The following is a 16,101-nucleotide window of genomic DNA, read 5'->3' on the forward strand; positions in this document are numbered from 1 at the left end:
AGGAATTCCATGCGCATGATTTTCAGCTTGATGGGGGTGATTTTGACGTTAGCCATCATCGCGGTGTTGATGAAGCAACAGCTCCAGCCAACGGTTGCGCCAGAGCCCATTGCTGGTGCCTCGCTATCGTCTGAGGGGGGCGTGGTGCCGCAGGTCAACGCAGGCAATGCCCAGCAAGTGCAAAATCAGATCAAACGCGATCTGGAGCAGGCATTGCAAAACACTCAACGCGAGATACCCGAATAATTGCGCTGGCCCGTGCAGGTTTCTGTGTTTTGAATACGTTCTTAGAACGTGATGGACACTGAGGCCGCACTTCTCGTTGCTTCACCGTGAAAGACGGCCTCTATATTATTGCCATCAGGGTCCAGTACGAAAGCTGCGTAGTACCCTGGATGGTAGGCACGCACACTTGGCGCTCCGTGGTCTTTTCCTCCGTGGGCCAATGCTGTTTGGTAGAAGCGATCCACCATTGCTCGGTCTTGGGCCTGAAACGCAAGATGGTGGCGCCCAGTCAGTACCCCGAGTGCAGCAGGACTGCCAATGGCAGTGACAAACAATTCGTCAGCCCAGAAGTAGCCTTCCCCTGTGCCACCCATGGGCACTCCAAGAGAGGCCAGAACGGCTTCATAAAACGTGAAGCTGGATGGTAAATCCCGAACCACCAGTTGAATGTGGTCAATTAACCGACCACGATGCAGTTGTTGGGTTTCCATCTTTTCTCCATTGAATCTTTGTTGTCTGTGTTGTGCATGCGCCATGTTTGCGTTGTGCAAGAGACTGCTAGTTATTCAATCAGTCGGGCAGCTGCGATTGAGGGGCTTGTGTGGTCCTGCATTTCGAATGCGGAGAAAAGAAGCGCCTGTTATTTTTCCCCTTTGTAAGCCTGCAGGCTGGCATTTTTAAGGCTGTAGCCGCTTACGCCCATATCTGAATCGGTGCGGTTGACTTCCAATTCGCCAGTCACCCATACCGCATCAAGTGAGACAAAACCTTTGACAGGTTTGTCCAGTTTGATGTGGATGATTTGATTGGCCGGTGGTGGTGGTGTGTGGATGCAGGCGCCAAAGTTCGGCACCAGCAGCAGCTCTGTCAAACCTTGCTTGCCTTCTTCCAGCGCCACTACGTAGCCGGGCAGACGAATTTTTTTGCCATTGTAGGTATTGACAGTGGGGGCACTGTCCCAGATTTTTCGCATCCGCTCGTATAACTGGGCGGCACGTGGATCGCTGTCTTCCCAGTCGGCTGCGCCTTGCTCCATCAGGTCCAGAAATTCATTGCTGGGATCCCAATTAGCAGGTACCAGATCGTCCCAGCTCACGGTTTGGATTTTTTCGCTGCTGCTGGCCACTGCTGGCGTTTGTGCCAGCAGGCACACGCCGCAGCCCAAAGATAAGGCCATGATGAAGTGGATCGTATGGCGTTTGAAGGTGCTGCCAAGGCGAATGGAGCTAAGGTTTTTTAGAGTCATGGTGCAGGTACCAGTGGATAAGGTGTATGGGCAAGTTTAGCGTTTGGGCAACGTGCTTCAACGAGGTAGGTGTAGAGAGAAGTGGTGGTATTTCAAGCCGGTGGCGACAAACCATCGACCAGCGACAGGCGATAAGCGCGCCAACCGGGAATAAGGCTGGCTAGGAAACCCGTGCCCAACAACCCCGCCAGAATCCACCATTGCAAACTGGTGATCGAGGAAAAGTGCAGGGCCAGTCCGAACTGGCTCAGCAACCAAGGTGCCAAGGCCAAGCCCGCAGCCCACAGCGTGACACAGCCGATCAGCACGCCAGCAAGGGTTGCCAGCGCGCCTTCCAAACCCAAGAGGCCAATGATGTGCAGCGGCTTAGCCCCCACAGCACGCAACACTGCCAGCTCGCGGCGGCGCTCATTGAGGCCAGCCAACACCACAGCGACCATGCCCAACAGGCTGACAAAGGCGACCATGCCTGACATCAGCAGCAGGGATTTTTCGCCGGTGCCAATCAAGCGCCACAACTCATCCATCGCTACGCCGGGCATGATGGCCATCAAAGGCTCGGTGCGGAAGTTGTTGATCTGGCGCTGCACTGAAAATACTTGTGCGCGTGATTGCAAGCCCACCATCACGGCGGTGACGTTCTTGGGTTTCAAATTCAGCTCGCGCACGGCTTGTGCATCCACATTCTGGCCGGGCAGGCGTACGCCAGCGCGCCAGTCGATGTGCAAGGCTTCCATGGCTTCCAGGCTGATGTGCACGGTGCGGTCCACCGGCGTGCCGGTGGCAGCCAGAATACCGATCACGACAAAAGGCTTGTCGTCATGCTCAATCGCGTTGATGGGCCCACCTGCACCATGCGTCAAAGTGATGCGGTCGCCCAGTTTGTAGCCGAGCTGGCGGGCCACATCGGCACCCAGCACGGTGTCAAACAAGTCCTCAAATGGCTTGCCTTGCTGCAGCTCCAAAGCTTGCTGGTCGCCATAGCGGAAATGGTCAAAATACGCGCTGGATGTGCCCAGCACCGAAAAGCCCCGGTGCGAGTCGCCCAGCGACATCGGGATCACCCATTTGACGCCGCGCATGTTCTCAATGTCTTCCACGCTGCTCCAGCGGATGTTGTTGGTGGCAGCGCCAATGCGAAACACCGAATACAGCAGCAATTGCACCGGGCCGGTGCGCGCGCCCACAATCAAGTCGGTGCCAGAGACGGCCGAGGTAAAGCCCTCACGCACATCGGTGCGAATGCGCTCGACTCCCATCAGCATGAAGGCCGACAAGGCAATCGAGAAAACGGTTAAAGACAAAGTGAAGCGGCGGTTCCAGGCACTTTGCCAGGCAAGGCGAATCAAGGCGGTCATAACACAGTCGGGGATTTTTTAGCGCACAGCGCAAGAGGGCGAATAACGCAGCACAAAGCTTTGCGTGCTTTACGCCGTGGCGGGCGCAGTCATGGCGCGGTTGATGTCGGTCAGGCTCACTTGGCGCATAAAGCGCGACGCCAACCGCTGGTCGTGGCTGACAAAAATGACCGAGCTGTGGGCTTGCTGGCAGGCCGAAAGCAGCAAGTCCATGAACGCGTCGCGGCGGTTTTCATCCAGGGCCGAGGTGGGCTCATCGGCAATGATCAAGGCTGGCGAGCCAATCAGTGCGCGGGCTGCAGCCACGCGCTGCTGCTGGCCAACCGACAGCGCACGCGCTGGCTGCTGCCAAGCGTTTTGCGGAATGTCCATGGCCGCGAGCCAGTGTTGGGCGGAGGCATCTAGGCTGGCGTGTTGCTGCAGCGCGGCTTGTGCTCTTGGCGCAGACAGGCGACAGGGTAGCAAGACATTGTCTTGTACGCTCAAATACGGCAGCAGGTTGAACTGCTGAAAGATATAGCCTAGCTTTTGGGCGCGGTAGCCATCGCGGGCCGAGGCACGCCAATCAGACCAGGCATGGCCGTCCACACGGACCTGACCTTGCTGTGGCAAGAAGACGCCAGCCATCAGCGACAACAAAGTGCTTTTGCCACTGCCACTGGGGCCATGCAGAAACACGGTGTCTCCTTTGACAACGCTGAAATCATCGATCAGCAAACACGGTGTGGATTGAGTGGGCCAGCGAAACGAGAGCTGTTGAATCTGCAAAATGGCTGAAGTCATCGAAGCGGCTAGGTGAGATTTATTTCCAGGTCAGACGGGTTTCGCCTGTTTTGAGCGTGCGGCTGAATTGGCCTTGTGGCATGGCCATTTGCACGTTGATGGTGTGGATGCTGCTGAACTGCTTGGCCAGCTGCACATCAATCGATTCGAGCTGCTGGGCATGGTCGCAATGCCACTGCCAGCTGACGCTGACGTCGTTGTGAGCGTGGCTGTGTTCGCCCTCTTTGTGGTCGTGATCGTGGTCGTGCTCATCGGCATGGTCATGCTCGTCTTTGGCGGCCTTTTTATCTTGGGCTGCGTGTTCAGGGTGGCCATGATCCTTTGCTTTTGTGTCAGTTTCATGACTGTGGTCATGCGCCTTGCCATGGTCTTTATCGTGCGCATCGTGGCTATCTGCGCCCAGGCCGTCAATATCGGTGTCGACTAGCTTGCAAGCCGCACTGGCATTGAGTGCGATGAGGCTTGGGAGTTTCAATTTTTCAATCGCCTGGGCCACGGTTTGTTTTTCTGCCTCGGTTTGCGCAGCGCGCTCAAAGCCGGTGATATCGGCTTGCGGCGCAGTCAATTGCAGCACCAGGTCAGAGCCATCAACGGCCACATCCAGTTGCACCACGCCGTGCACATGGGCTGCCTGGGTCTGGTTTTGTTCGCTAGTATGTTCGTGGGCTTGCGCGTTATGGCCGTAGCTGATCAACGCTGAAGATGCGGCGACACCTATGAGGTAGAAGCGTCGGCGGGGATGTGCAGTAGAAATCAAAGTTGTCATGGTTTCAATACAAAAGTGAAGAACAGGGGGCATTCGTGCCATGGGCGCTTGCCTCGCTGCAGCGCAAGGCTGCAGCATGCATCGTGCTTTACGGCATTTCATGGCAGTGAATGGTCGGTATTTTCCTTAAATGATAACAATAGATCATTAGTATTTGTGTGAACTCAGGTATCTTTTGATTTCATCAAGGCGTAATAAATGTCGTGTGCGCTGTTTAGTGGGGGCTTGCAGTTGGCCATGAAAAAACCCAGCACAAAGGCTGGGTTTGATTGCAATGGCGCAGTGCGTTTAAGCAGGCAAAATAGTGGCTTGTACCTGGCCTAAACCAATTCTGGCAGCACCTTCGCGCTCGCACCAGCCGCGCAAGATCAAGGTGTCGCCGTCTTGCAAGAAAGTGCGTAGCTCGCCATTGAGCAGGGTGATTGGCTGTTTGCCGCCTTGGGTCAATTCAAGTAGCGAGCCTGCCTCGTGGGGGGTTGCGCCAGAAAGGGTGCCGGAACCTAGTAAATCACCAGGCTGCAGATTGCAGCCATTGATGGTGTGATGGGCAATCAATTGCGCAGCGGTCCAATAGGCTGCTTGGTCGGCACGACCAATGCTCAGGCGTGCTGGTGGTTCATTGTTTTGTGCCATTTGGGCTGTTTGCAGAAGCACTTCTAACGTGATGCCCAGTTGGCCTTTTTCTCGGTTTTGTTGGCCATCCAAATAAGGCAGTGGCTGCGGGTCATTGGGCGCACGTGTGAAGGCGCTGCGAAATGGGGCTAGCGCCTCGTTGGTGATGACCCATGGCGAAATCGTCGAGGCAAAGTTCTTCGCGAGAAACGGCCCCAGCGGTTGGTACTCCCATGCCTGAATATCGCGTGCAGACCAGTCGTTGAGCAGTACGACTCCAAACAGATGTTCTTCCGCTTGCTCCAGTGCAATGCAGGAACCTTGTGCATTGCCTTGTGCCACCAAAAAGCCCAGTTCTAGCTCATAGTCCAAGCGCTTGCTGGGGCCAAAGCTGGGGGTTGGCGCATCAGGTGTTTTGGTTTGGCCTTGCGGGCGTTTGAAGTTGTTACCGCTGACGCCAATGGAGGAGCTGCGGCCGTGGTAACCGATAGGCACCCATTGGTAGTTGGGCATTAAAGGCTGATCTGGGCGAAACAGCTTACCTACAGATGTGGCGTGGTGGATGCCCGTGTAGAAATCGGTGTAATCACCAATATGGCAGGGAAGGCCCATTTGTGCTTGGGATTGCGCAGTCAGCAGCTTGCTCCAGGCTTTTTCCTGAGCGCTTCCTGTTTTTAATCCATCTGAGAGTTGCTGCCGGATTTGCAGACGCTGCTGCACAGGCAACGCCATGATGGTATTCAAGTCGTCTGTATCAATCACGCCGGCGGCGCGGGCATCGAGAATGTAGTCCCCAATGGCAACGCCCAGCCGCCAAGATGGCGCATCATCACCAGTGCGATCACCTAGCGGGCGGTAGCGTCCCCAAGGCAAATTTTGAATAGGAAAGTCAGCATGGGGGACGTTGGCCGAGGCCACCCAACTGGTGAGGTTGGTGTCATGTGTGGCGTTGGGTGTCAGCAATGAATGCATGAGGGCTCCGTAGTTGTTTTACTTTTTCGCTGGGTTGAAGTGCTTTTTCACATCCAGCCAGCATTGGTGGTAATTGGCTTGCAGTTGTGCTGAAGAGAGCGCGGCTTGTGTAGGACGAATGACGTGGCGCGTTTCGAACATGAAGGCCATGGTCGCATCGACTTTGTGTGGTGTGGAGGTATCGATCTGGCTGGCTTTCTCGAACGTGGCTGCGTCAGGACCATGGCCACTCATGCAGTTGTGCAAGCTGGCGCCGCCTGGACGGAATCCATCGGCTTTGGCATCGTACTCGCCCACAATCAAACCCATGAATTCGCTGGCAATATTGCGGTGAAACCATGGTGGACGGAAAGTGTTTTCTGCAGCCAACCAGCGAGGGGGGAAAATCACGAAATCGATTGTGTCCACACCCGCCGTGTCTGAAGGCGATTGCAGCACCAAAAAAATTGAAGGGTCTGGATGGTCGTAACTGATGGAGCCAATCGTGTTAAAGCGCCGCAGATCGTACTTGTAGGGGGCGAAGTTGCCATGCCACGCGACGACATCGAGTGGGGAGTGGTCGAGCTGTGCCTTCCAGAGATTGCCGCCAAACTTGGTAATCAATTCGAATTGGCCATCCACATCTTCGTACCACGCCACAGGGGTCTGGAAGTCTCGTGGGTTGGCAAGTCCGTTGGAGCCAATGACGCCAAGGTCAGGTAACTGAAAAGGCGCACCATAGTTCTCACAGATATAGCCGCGTGCCTCTGTATCGAGCAGTTCGACGCGAAACCGAATGCCTCGTGGAATGACGACAATTTCTTGCGGTTCAGCCTCGATCAGGCCGCATTCTGTTGCAAAGCGCAGGCGCCCTTGCTGCAGAACAATCAGCATTTCCCCGTCAGCGTTGTAGAAAAAACGCCCTTGCATAGAACGATTGATGGCGTAGAGATGAATGGCTGTACCACTTTGTCCATGAGGATCGCCATTGCCTGCCATGGTATGCAGGCCATCAATGAAGTCGACGGACTCTTGCGCGGGGGGCAGTGGCAGAGGGTCCCAGCGCAATTGATTCGGTGTTGTTGGGATGTCTTGGAAGTCGAGGCTGAGATGGCCATTGCCAATCGCTTCAAAGGGCGTGTGTGCTGCGCCAGGGCGAATGCGGTAGAACCAGGTGCGGCGGTTGGCATGGCGTGGCGCAGTAAAGGCAGAGCCCGAAAGCTGCTCGGCATACAGGCCATAGGGACAAATTTGTGGGGAATTCTGTCCAACAGGCAAGGCGCCGGGCAAGGCTTCGGTCGCCCATTCGTTGGCAAAACCACTCATGTACTGCAAGTCTGTAGTGTCGGAATGGGGCATGGTTTGTCTCCTGAATAATGGTCAATGGAGGCATTGTCGTGCTTGAAGAATTATTTTCAATAAAGATATTGTTATATTAATTATTTGTATTTCTGATAGTTTTTGATTGGCACCATGCACACCATGATCGTGAAACACCATGCCTATTGCCTCCCATTTAAAGCACTTTGATTTGAACTTGCTGCTGGTTTTTCAATGCCTGATGCAAGAGTGCAGTGTGACACGCGCCGCCCAATCCTTGGGCATGTCGCAACCTGCTGTGAGTGGTGCATTGGCACGGCTACGCCAAGCTACCGGAGATGCATTGTTTGTGCGTTCTGGTCGCAGTGGCATGCAGCCCACACCGTTTGCTGAGCAGTTGGCAGAGCCTGTGGCGCAAGCATTGAGCTCGATAGCGCACCATTTGCGCTCACCAGTCGCGTTTGATCCTAAAACCAGCTCACGGCAATTCACTGTCGCAATGCTGGATGTGGCAGAAGTGCATTTCATGCCGCAATGGATTGCCTATTGCGACACCCATGCGCCCAATGTTCGGCTTGCTGTGCATACGCCTCAGTTGGCATCCAATGGCGTTGCCAGTGTGCAGGAGGCTTTGCGCGCGGGCAGTGTGGATTTGGCCATCGGCGCTTTTGAAGACATGCCACAAGGTGCGATGCAGCAATTGCTGTTTGAGCAGTCATTTGTGGTGATTGCAAGAGCAGACCATCCTCATTTCAAACGCGCAGGCTTTACCAATAAACGCCAAGGGAAAGCGGATAAGCACCAGCAGCCAGGGGCTAGAGGCAGTCTGCCGCTGTTGCAGCCCACAATGCTGGCGCATTCGCGTTGTGTGCTGGTGCATCAACCTCAGGGCGGTTATGCGCAAGCACAGCGCCTGTTGCTGAGCGCAGCCGGCGCATCGGGCGCTCACCACTATTGTGCAAGCCAAGTTACGGTGCCACTGGTGGTGGCGCAAACCGATGCGATGGCTATTGTTCCTGAACGATTAGCGCAGGAGTTTGCGACAACGTTGGGATTGTCTGTGGCCCGGTTGGATGGGGCTGATTTAACGCTGAAGACCTATTGCTTTTGGCATCCGAAGTTTCATCAAGACCAAGCCAATCGTTGGCTGCGCGCTTGTTTGCTGAAATTGTTTGGCGGCTAAAACCGTTTTTTTCTCGCCGCTAAATAAGCTTGGTTTGTAACGCTGATTTGCGCAGGATCGCTCTGTTTGCCGTGCAGAATAGACGCTTAGATCAAGGCTATACAGAACATGTCGTGTGGCATGCTGCTTGACATGGAGACGATGTTCATGACTGAAAAAATCACCGCCGACCTTTGCCGACAGTGGGATGCGCAAGACTTGTTGGCACCACTGCGTTCGCAGTTTCAATTGCCAGACGGCATTATTTATTTAGATGGTAATTCACTGGGTGTTCAACCCAAAGCCGCATTGCAGCGTGCCCAAGAAGTGGTTGCGCAGGAGTGGGGTACGCAACTCATTCGTGCATGGAATAGTGCGGATTGGGTGCATTTGCCGCAACGCATGGGCAATCTGATCGCGCCATGGATTGGAGCGAAGCAGGAGGAGGTGGTCGTGACAGACACCACTTCCATCAACCTCTACAAGGTGCTGCATGCCGCCTTGCGTATTGCTCAAGCTGAGCAGCCTCAGCGTCGCAAAGTGGTTTCCGAGCGTGCTAATTTCCCAACCGATTTGTATATTGCGCAGTCGCTGTGCCAACAGTTTGACTTGGATTTGGTGTTGATTGAGCCAGAGGAGTTGGCTGATTCCTTGAAGGAGGATGTTGCTGTTTTGCTGCTCACGCACGTGAACTACCGTACCGGCGCAATGCACGATATGGAGGCTGTGACCCGTACGGCCCATGGTGTGGGTATTGTGACCGTCTGGGATTTGTGCCATAGCGCAGGCGCAGTTCCGGTTGATTTGAATGCAGCACAAGCCGACTTTGCGATTGGTTGCACTTATAAATACCTCAACGGTGGCCCCGGCGCTCCAGCGTTCGTATGGGCGCACCCGCGGCACGTTAACCGTTTTGAGCAGCCGTTGTCAGGTTGGCATGGTCATGCCTTGCCATTCTCTTTTGACCCTCAGTACCAGCCTGCGATTGGCGTTGAACGGTATTTGTGTGGCACCCAGCCCATCATCAGTATGTCGGTGTTGGAGTGCGGCCTCCAGGTGTTTGCGCAAGCCCAAGCTTTGGGTGGGATGGCTGCGTTGCGTAAAAAATCCTTGGCACTGACAGACACCTTCATGCGCCTGGTTGAGCAGGAGTGTGGTGCGTACGGCTTTGGCGTGGCAACACCCCAGATGCATGCGCAACGCGGCTCACAAGTGAGTTTGACGCGCACCTACGGCAGCGGTATTGATGCAAAAGACAGCGGAGCCTATGCGATTGTGCAAGCACTGATAGCGCGTGGTGTGATTGGGGACTTTCGTGCAGGAGGTGGCCCAGGCAGCCCACATCTGGATATTTTGCGTTTTGGCTTCACGCCGCTTTACACCAGCTTTGGTGATGTATGGCAAGCCGTGCAGCATTTGCGCGAGGTAATGCAATCGCAGGAGTGGAAGCAGCCACGGTTTCACCAGCGCAACGCAGTCACCTGAACATCAGCTTGATGTGCCGCTCGGTCTGGGGCATGAGAGGCGCATGGTGTTTTGTGCAAGGGCTTGCCAGCCGCGTCTATATCGTAAATACGTCTTTATTCCACACGACTCCAAAATGCTAACTGCACAGTGGTTGGGTCGATCATGTCCAAATAGTCTTGGCAATCGGGATGAAATGGCCCTTGCCCCCAGCGCCCACACAAGGCGCGGGCGTGTTGTGCGCTGTCTGCCAGCACTACATCAGCCAATAGCGTGGGGTCGGTCTCGTTGCGCATGATCATGTGTGCCTCAAACCCCGGTTGGCCTTGGTAGAGTGAAGCTGCCATGTGTTGGGCCGCATGCATTAGGGAGGTTTCTGAGATCCCCGGGCGCAATCGGAACAAGGAAAATTCAAGACCTTGAATGCTCTTCGCAGTGTGTGCGTGCGTGAACAGGGGCTCGATCCATATGGGCGCTGCATCGGTCTGCATCAATGCGAAATAATGTCTAAATGCATCGGTATCCAGCAACGCAGCAAGGGTCTCTTGCGCTTCGTGCTGCGAGCGCCAATGCAGCATGTCTGCGTAGCGTCCGGCTCCCAGCTTTAGAAGCTGGCGTGACTGGTAGGCGGGTTGTGCTTGCAGTAAAGGTTGAATGGCTGCGGATGCGGCTAGCAGTTGTGCTTCAGTGGCGTTAGGAGCGAGGCTGAATGGTGCCCATTCAATGGTATGCATACGGTGTTTCTCTATAGGTTGAACGAGTGTGCGATGATCCAGGTATTGCTGCCATTCAATGGCAGTAAAAGATAATGACTTGACTGCGGCCCCAACCACACACCATGCAAGAACGTACATTGCACGCTCGTTTGAATCGTCTGGAAGCATTAGCTGATCGCTTGTCGGATGGCGAAGTGCATGCTGTGGCGGCTTTGGCGCAAGAGCTGCAAGTTAGCGAGCGCACTTTGGCGCGAGATTTGGATGTGTTGCGTGAGCAGGGCTGGGCATTGCAGAGTGCATCGGGCAAAGGCGGGGGCATTCAGATTGCGCAGCGCTGGGCCTCCGGGCGCATGACACTGCGCAGTGCAGACGCCATTGAGCTCTTGATGGCACTGGCACTGTCTGAGGCCTTGGGCTTGTCGCAGGCCAGTCGCCACGCCGATTTGCGCCGCCAACTGGGGCGTAGTTTTTCCCCTGCAGACCGCAATGCCATCGCCCGCTTGCGCAAAAGAATACGGGTCGCATCACCGGTTTCTGTTGATGTGCAGCAGAGTGTGCGCAGACGTGACCCGACTATTTTGGAGGTGGTGTATAGCGCGTTTGTCCATCAGACAGTGCTAGCAATTCGTTACATCGATGGGAAGCAAACGCACAGCGAACGAATGATCGAGGCGCAGTATTTATTACTGGCATGGCCATTTTGGTATGTGCTGGCCTGGGACCTGCAACGCCAAGCTGTACGCACGTTCAGGCTGGATCGCATCACCTCTGCGAGTGCCTTGGCGCAGCGGTTCCAATTGCGCAGTGCCCAGCCGTTTTGGGCGTCATGCAATGAGGTGGGGATTGTGCTGTGATGGCTGCGCTTACAAAGTGGATATGAGTGCTTGCTCCGCCATGCATAGGTCGACTTGGTGGCTGCTGCCACTCATTGTTGTGACCCAGTCAGGGGATGACTGCAGAAAATGCACTACCGCAAGCAAGGCTTGTTTTTGCTGCGGGTTGAAGTGCCGCACTGTGTTGCTATCATTTCCTAGGAAGTAGAGTAACTGCTCACCATACCATTCGCGGTCGTCGAAGTGACTGGGCGCTAAAGCGTAGCGAACTAATGCGGGCATGTAGTACGCCACTCCGTCGGGGGAGCAGAAAGTGATGGGGTCATACCCCGGGCAACCAAGTGCGTCTCTTGGGATCGATTCGCGTTGATGGCTGCGAAGGTTCTGATCGTGATCAGCGCACTCTGGGCAATGGGTGTGGTCTGTGAAATGTGCCGGTTTTGGTATATCACCAAAGGCAAGGTCGATGGCAGCAACAATACTTAAGGCGTCTTGGGTTAGCCAAACTTGTGGACATTTTTGGATGTGTTTGAACCATTGACGTGCCTCTTGTTTTGAGCAGTTCGTTACTTGCTGAAATATCTCCTCTGCCATAGTGGGGCCGCACTGCGATCGTGCCAGCAAGGCATCACGACACGATGTCAGCGCATCGGCCAATGGGGAAATGGCGAGAGTCCTTTGTCCGCAGCGTTGGCAAGTGGTCGTGCGTGCCATGAGGTTGTAGTGATTGCTTGGATTAGCTCTTCGTGATGGCCCGTAAGAACGTCGCCATTTTTGTTTCTGTTTCGCGAATCTCGCTTACAGGATCTGAGCCAGCTACAGTGCCTGCTCCTGCATAGAGACGGAAGCTGCGCTGACCGTCGTAGCGACCGCAGCGGATTGTTAAAGCCCATTCACCATCGCCATTTTCTTTTTGCCAGCCCACAAGGCCTGCAAAATATTCGCGCGCAAAAGGTTCGAGCGCTTGAATACTTGCGAACGCTTGTGCGGTCGGGTAACCGCACATGGCAGGAGTGGGGTGCAGGGCAAGGCCCAGATCAAGAGCGCTCATCTGGGGTGATTTGAGTCGAGCGGTGATGAATGTCGACAAGTGCCAAAGCGCGTCGGTTCCAATCACGCTGGGAGTTTCAGGAACATCCAACTCTGTGCAATGCTCGGCCAGAATGCGCGCAATGTCGCTGACCACGTAACCATGCTCACGCAGGTCTTTTTCCGATGCGGCTAAGCCTTCATGCCGCTGTTGGTCGATCACAGGGTCAGAGTGGCGCGGGATGGAGCCTGCCAAGGGATTGATGTAGACCATTTCCCCCTCGCGACGCACAAGAAGCTCTGGGCTGGCACCCATCATGGAGGCTTGGGATTGTGCGTCTTCAGCCCAGATAGGCAGGTTGAAGGTATAGCCATGGCGGTTGCGTGTCAGCAGGTCACGCATGATGTGTTCGGGATCGATGGCACCATCCAATGCAATGTCCATGGCTCGCGCGAGGACGATTTTTTTAACATCGCCTTGTGCGAACAATTCCAGTGCGCGCTCCACCATCTGACCGTAAACCTCAGGCGCTGGCACGGGTGTTTTGCTTAGTACTGACGGACTCACTTGCGCTGAGTTGGCTCCAATGGTCAAAGCGTCGTTGGGGCTGAGTGTATGTTGCACATGCAGCGGCAAGGTCAGGCTCGCCGGCAACTGTGTGTCGAAAGGGATGAGCCCGAACAGGGTAGGCGTTGTTTGTCCGCGTGACCGGGCCTGTGCAAAAAGAGCATTCACACTCGCAGAGGTGATGGGCGCGTATGCATGCAGATCCTCTGCATGGTTGTGGCTGCGCAGCTGGTGCTGGGCTGATGCAAAGAAAATGTCGCGATGGCTTAACTGATTGAGCAGCCAGTCGGGACTGCTCTGTGAGGGGGAAGTAGCAGAGATTGTCATGGGGTGCGCGTATTGTGGGTTACTTTTTTTCTGCTAAGTCAAGGCGTTGGATGATTGGCGTCCAGCGAGCAGCTTCTTCTTGCATGTAGCTTGCAAAGGCCTGTGGGGTGGTGGGGGCCGCTTCCATGGACATGCTGCTTAAGCGAGTCTGGACAGCTTCGTTATTGAGGGCGTCGGTCAATGCTCTGTTGAGTTTCTCGAGAGTGGTTGGAGAGATGCCAGCAGGAGCAATAAACCCAATCCAGCCTGAGCCTTCAATACCGGGATAGCCTAGTTCTGCGACTGTAGGAACCTCTGGCAGGAAGCTCAGCCTTTTGGTTGAAACGACAGCCAATGGTTTGATACGCCCGTCTTTGATTAATGGCATTACAGCGACAGGCGGCAGTGCAGCAAAATTTGTTTCACCCGTGAGCAGGGAAGTGACAGCCGCAGGCGAGGATGGGTAGGGCACATGCAGGGCTTGTCCGCCAGTGCGATCTAGCAACAGTTCTACGGCAAGATGTGAAACGGTTCCCGCGCCTGTCGATGGGAAATTCAGTTTTGCATCTTTGACTTTGGCTGCATCAATCAATTCCTGCAGAGATTGAAAAGGTGAATTCTTTGGTACAACCAGCACGTTGTACTGGTGCACAGCCAAAGTGATGGGCTGTAGGTCTTTTGAAGGATTGAAGGGGAGCGACTTTTCAATCAGAGGGTTGTTGACTAGCGGCCCTGTGATAGAGACACCAAATGTGTAGCCGTCTGGCTTGGCCTTGGCAATGTCGTTCGTACCAATGTTGCCACTTGCGCCAGGCTTGTTCAGAATGACGATGGGTTTGCCCAGAGTTTTGCTGGCCTCATCTGCGACAACACGCGACATTGTGTCAGGGCTTGAACCTGGACCAAACGGCACGATGAGGGATAGACTTTTGCTCGGCCAAAGTGGCGCTGCATCTGTTGCGTTGGCCAAGCCGGCATTGAGTAAACAGGCTGCGATGCCAGCGAACTGTAGAAAGCGTATGGGTTTCATGCTGTCTCCTTGTGGGGCTGCAAATAGTGGGCTGTACTTGAAATTACCGGTGCAGGGAAAATCGGCTGCCATGATAGCTATAGAAATGAATTGCCGTGCACCACTCTCCTAATGAGATGGCTGATTTCTTCAGGTGTGATAGCGCCTAGTCAGCTATAGCTGAAAGTCAAGATGGGGATGTACTGGCAGTGTCTGTGCTGATTGGATGCCTGGCATGTTGGTATTTGGCGTGTTGACAATAAGCCTACAAGCTGGCTGAGAAATGTACTGCGCTGAAAGCATTGCTTTTTATAATCGCGCGCTTGTATCAAACAGTGAGCAGTCATGGTGGCGAATTCAGAGTTCTTGCAAGATCGCCCGAAGCGTGAAGAAGTGCGGATGCCTGCATATCCAGACGAAGACGAAGGTCTTGACGATGGCGGTGACCATGTTGAACCGCTGACTGCTGCGCAAGCGCAGGCATGGCGGCAAACGCATTGGCAGCCTTCACCTTGGCGTGTTCTACAGTGGCAAGCTGCTGCAGCAATCGGCGTAGGCTTGTTGATTTGGGGTTTTAGCAGGGATTCTGTGGCTATAATCTCGTGGTTTTACGGGGCCTTGGCGGTGTGGCTTCCCGCCCTTATGTTTGCCAAGGTCGTTGTCAGCCAGCCTGCGTTAGGCATCTTGGTTATGTTTGAGATGTTTAAGTTGTTGCTGAATGTGATGCTGCTTGCGTTGGCGCCACTGCTGCTGGATCAGGTCGCCTGGGTGTATTTACTGGGTGCCGTCGTATTGACTGTGAATATGTACTGGGTCGCGCCTATTTTGATGGCGCGATGCAGACGTGTGTAGAACGATTGAAAGAATTGACTTATGGCTGCAAATGCTGGAGCACCGACCGCAAGTGAGTACATTGTTCACCACTTGGGGCATTGGACGAACCTCAAGCAGGGGTTTATTGTTGATTTTTCTGTTGTCAATTTTGACTCCATTGTGATCGCCTTGGTGTTGGGTTTGCTTGCTGTTTTTGTGCTTCGTTCTGCAGCGGTAAAGGCTACATCGGGTGTTCCTGGTCGATTTCAAGCGGCTGTTGAACTTTTAGTTGAAATGGTTGATAGCCAAGCTAAGGCCAATATCCATAACGCTGAGAGTCGCAAATTTATCGCTCCTTTGGCGCTAACTGTGTTTGTTTGGATTTTCTTGATGAACGCAATGGATTTGCTGCCGGTTGATTTGTTGCCCTATTTGTGGGGGCAAGGCTATGCGGCGGCTGGAGGTGATCCTTCTCATGCTTACTTGCGTGTGGTTCCGACTGCTGATTTGTCTACAACATTTGGTCTTTCGATTGCGGTTTTGGCTTTGTGTCTCTACTACTCAGTCAAGATCAAAGGCTGGGGCGGTTGGGCGCATGAATTGGTAACGGCACCTTTTGGTACGTCTAAGAATCCTGTGTTTGCGGTCATTTTGGGTGTCGTGAATTTCTTGATGCAGATTATTGAGTACGTTTCCAAGACGGTTTCTCATGGCATGCGATTGTTTGGCAATATGTATGCTGGTGAATTGGTCTTTATGCTGATTGCGCTGATGGGTGGCTACGCGGCACTTTCATTTGGCGGTGCGATGATGGGTGTTGGCCATGTCATTGCAGGTACGATTTGGGCGATTTTCCACATTTTGGTGATTACGCTTCAGGCGTTCATCTTCATGATGTTGGCGCTCATTTATCTGGGTCAGGCGCACAGCGCACACTAAG

The 16,101-nt window shown here is 54.2% G+C and carries 17 protein-coding genes; 6 read left to right on the forward strand and 11 right to left on the reverse strand.

Annotation, left to right across the window (positions count from 1 at the left end; translation table 11 throughout):
* The first annotated feature begins 9 nt into the window (after window positions 1–9).
* Window positions 10–246 carry a hypothetical protein gene (locus E9531_RS01125; protein ID WP_136571897.1) on the forward strand — a complete coding sequence of 79 codons (237 nt, stop codon included), beginning with the start codon at window positions 10–12 and terminating at the stop codon, window positions 244–246.
* 41 nt (window positions 247–287) lie between these two features.
* Here the strand turns inward: E9531_RS01125 and E9531_RS01130 are convergent, their stop codons facing one another.
* The 7 genes from E9531_RS01130 to hmgA form a co-directional block, all read right to left on the reverse strand.
* On the reverse strand, window positions 288–716 hold the full coding sequence (locus tag E9531_RS01130; RefSeq protein WP_136571898.1) for a VOC family protein: 429 nt from the start codon (window positions 714–716) through the stop codon (window positions 288–290).
* Between the two features lie 149 nt (window positions 717–865).
* The gene (locus E9531_RS01135; RefSeq protein ID WP_136571899.1) at window positions 866–1,471 is read right to left on the reverse strand and encodes a DUF3299 domain-containing protein; all 606 of its coding nucleotides are present in this window, start codon (window positions 1,469–1,471) and stop codon (window positions 866–868) included.
* Window positions 1,472–1,563: 92 nt separating this feature from the next.
* Window positions 1,564–2,829: an ABC transporter permease gene (locus tag E9531_RS01140; protein WP_136571900.1), complete on the reverse strand. Its 1,266-nt coding sequence runs from the start codon at window positions 2,827–2,829 to the stop codon at window positions 1,564–1,566.
* Window positions 2,830–2,898: 69 nt separating this feature from the next.
* Window positions 2,899–3,612: an ABC transporter ATP-binding protein gene (locus E9531_RS01145; protein ID WP_136571901.1), complete on the reverse strand. Its 714-nt coding sequence runs from the start codon at window positions 3,610–3,612 to the stop codon at window positions 2,899–2,901.
* A gap of 19 nt (window positions 3,613–3,631) precedes the next feature.
* Window positions 3,632–4,378: a ZrgA family zinc uptake protein gene (locus tag E9531_RS01150; RefSeq protein ID WP_158291692.1), complete on the reverse strand. Its 747-nt coding sequence runs from the start codon at window positions 4,376–4,378 to the stop codon at window positions 3,632–3,634.
* 288 nt (window positions 4,379–4,666) lie between these two features.
* Complete coding sequence (fahA, locus tag E9531_RS01155; protein WP_136571903.1) at window positions 4,667–5,962, reverse strand: fumarylacetoacetase; 1,296 nt, start codon at window positions 5,960–5,962, stop codon at window positions 4,667–4,669.
* An 18-nt stretch (window positions 5,963–5,980) separates the two neighbouring features.
* Window positions 5,981–7,300 (reverse strand): homogentisate 1,2-dioxygenase, encoded by a 1,320-nt coding sequence (hmgA, locus tag E9531_RS01160; protein ID WP_136571904.1) that lies wholly within the window; start codon window positions 7,298–7,300, stop codon window positions 5,981–5,983.
* Between the two features lie 139 nt (window positions 7,301–7,439).
* Between hmgA and E9531_RS01165 the strand changes: the two genes are divergently transcribed.
* Both E9531_RS01165 and kynU read left to right on the forward strand, forming a co-directional pair.
* Window positions 7,440–8,444, forward strand: coding sequence for a LysR substrate-binding domain-containing protein (locus E9531_RS01165; protein ID WP_136571905.1), 1,005 nt, complete (start codon window positions 7,440–7,442; stop codon window positions 8,442–8,444).
* A 147-nt stretch (window positions 8,445–8,591) separates the two neighbouring features.
* The gene (gene kynU / locus E9531_RS01170; protein ID WP_136571906.1) at window positions 8,592–9,908 is read left to right on the forward strand and encodes a kynureninase; all 1,317 of its coding nucleotides are present in this window, start codon (window positions 8,592–8,594) and stop codon (window positions 9,906–9,908) included.
* Window positions 9,909–10,003: 95 nt separating this feature from the next.
* Here kynU and E9531_RS01175 read toward each other — a convergent pair whose 3' ends face one another.
* The gene (locus E9531_RS01175) at window positions 10,004–10,621 is read right to left on the reverse strand and encodes a hypothetical protein (protein WP_136571907.1); all 618 of its coding nucleotides are present in this window, start codon (window positions 10,619–10,621) and stop codon (window positions 10,004–10,006) included.
* 104 nt (window positions 10,622–10,725) lie between these two features.
* Between E9531_RS01175 and E9531_RS01180 the strand changes: the two genes are divergently transcribed.
* Entirely contained in the window at window positions 10,726–11,457 is a 732-nt protein-coding gene (locus E9531_RS01180; protein ID WP_136571908.1) for a helix-turn-helix transcriptional regulator, read from the forward strand.
* Window positions 11,458–11,466: 9 nt separating this feature from the next.
* On the opposite strand, the gene E9531_RS01185 is transcribed toward E9531_RS01180, so the two are convergent.
* The 3 genes from E9531_RS01185 to E9531_RS01195 form a co-directional block, all read right to left on the reverse strand.
* Entirely contained in the window at window positions 11,467–12,030 is a 564-nt protein-coding gene (locus tag E9531_RS01185) for a DUF6714 family protein (RefSeq protein WP_136571909.1), read from the reverse strand.
* Window positions 12,031–12,172: 142 nt separating this feature from the next.
* Complete coding sequence (locus tag E9531_RS01190) at window positions 12,173–13,360, reverse strand: isochorismate synthase (protein WP_136571910.1); 1,188 nt, start codon at window positions 13,358–13,360, stop codon at window positions 12,173–12,175.
* Window positions 13,361–13,379: 19 nt separating this feature from the next.
* The gene (locus E9531_RS01195; RefSeq protein ID WP_136571911.1) at window positions 13,380–14,369 is read right to left on the reverse strand and encodes a Bug family tripartite tricarboxylate transporter substrate binding protein; all 990 of its coding nucleotides are present in this window, start codon (window positions 14,367–14,369) and stop codon (window positions 13,380–13,382) included.
* 324 nt (window positions 14,370–14,693) lie between these two features.
* On the opposite strand from E9531_RS01195, the gene E9531_RS01200 reads away from it, so the two are divergent.
* Together E9531_RS01200 and atpB are read left to right on the forward strand one after the other, a co-directional pair.
* Window positions 14,694–15,200, forward strand: coding sequence for a hypothetical protein (locus tag E9531_RS01200; RefSeq protein WP_136571912.1), 507 nt, complete (start codon window positions 14,694–14,696; stop codon window positions 15,198–15,200).
* A 21-nt stretch (window positions 15,201–15,221) separates the two neighbouring features.
* Window positions 15,222–16,100, forward strand: a complete 879-nt coding sequence (gene atpB, locus E9531_RS01205) for a F0F1 ATP synthase subunit A (RefSeq protein ID WP_136571913.1) — start codon at window positions 15,222–15,224, stop codon at window positions 16,098–16,100.
* Window position 16,101: the final 1 nt, after the last annotated feature.

Origin of the sequence: Lampropedia puyangensis, assembly GCF_004833285.1 — a bacterium.
Taxonomy (GTDB): Bacteria; Pseudomonadota; Gammaproteobacteria; order Burkholderiales; family Burkholderiaceae_C; genus Lampropedia; species Lampropedia puyangensis.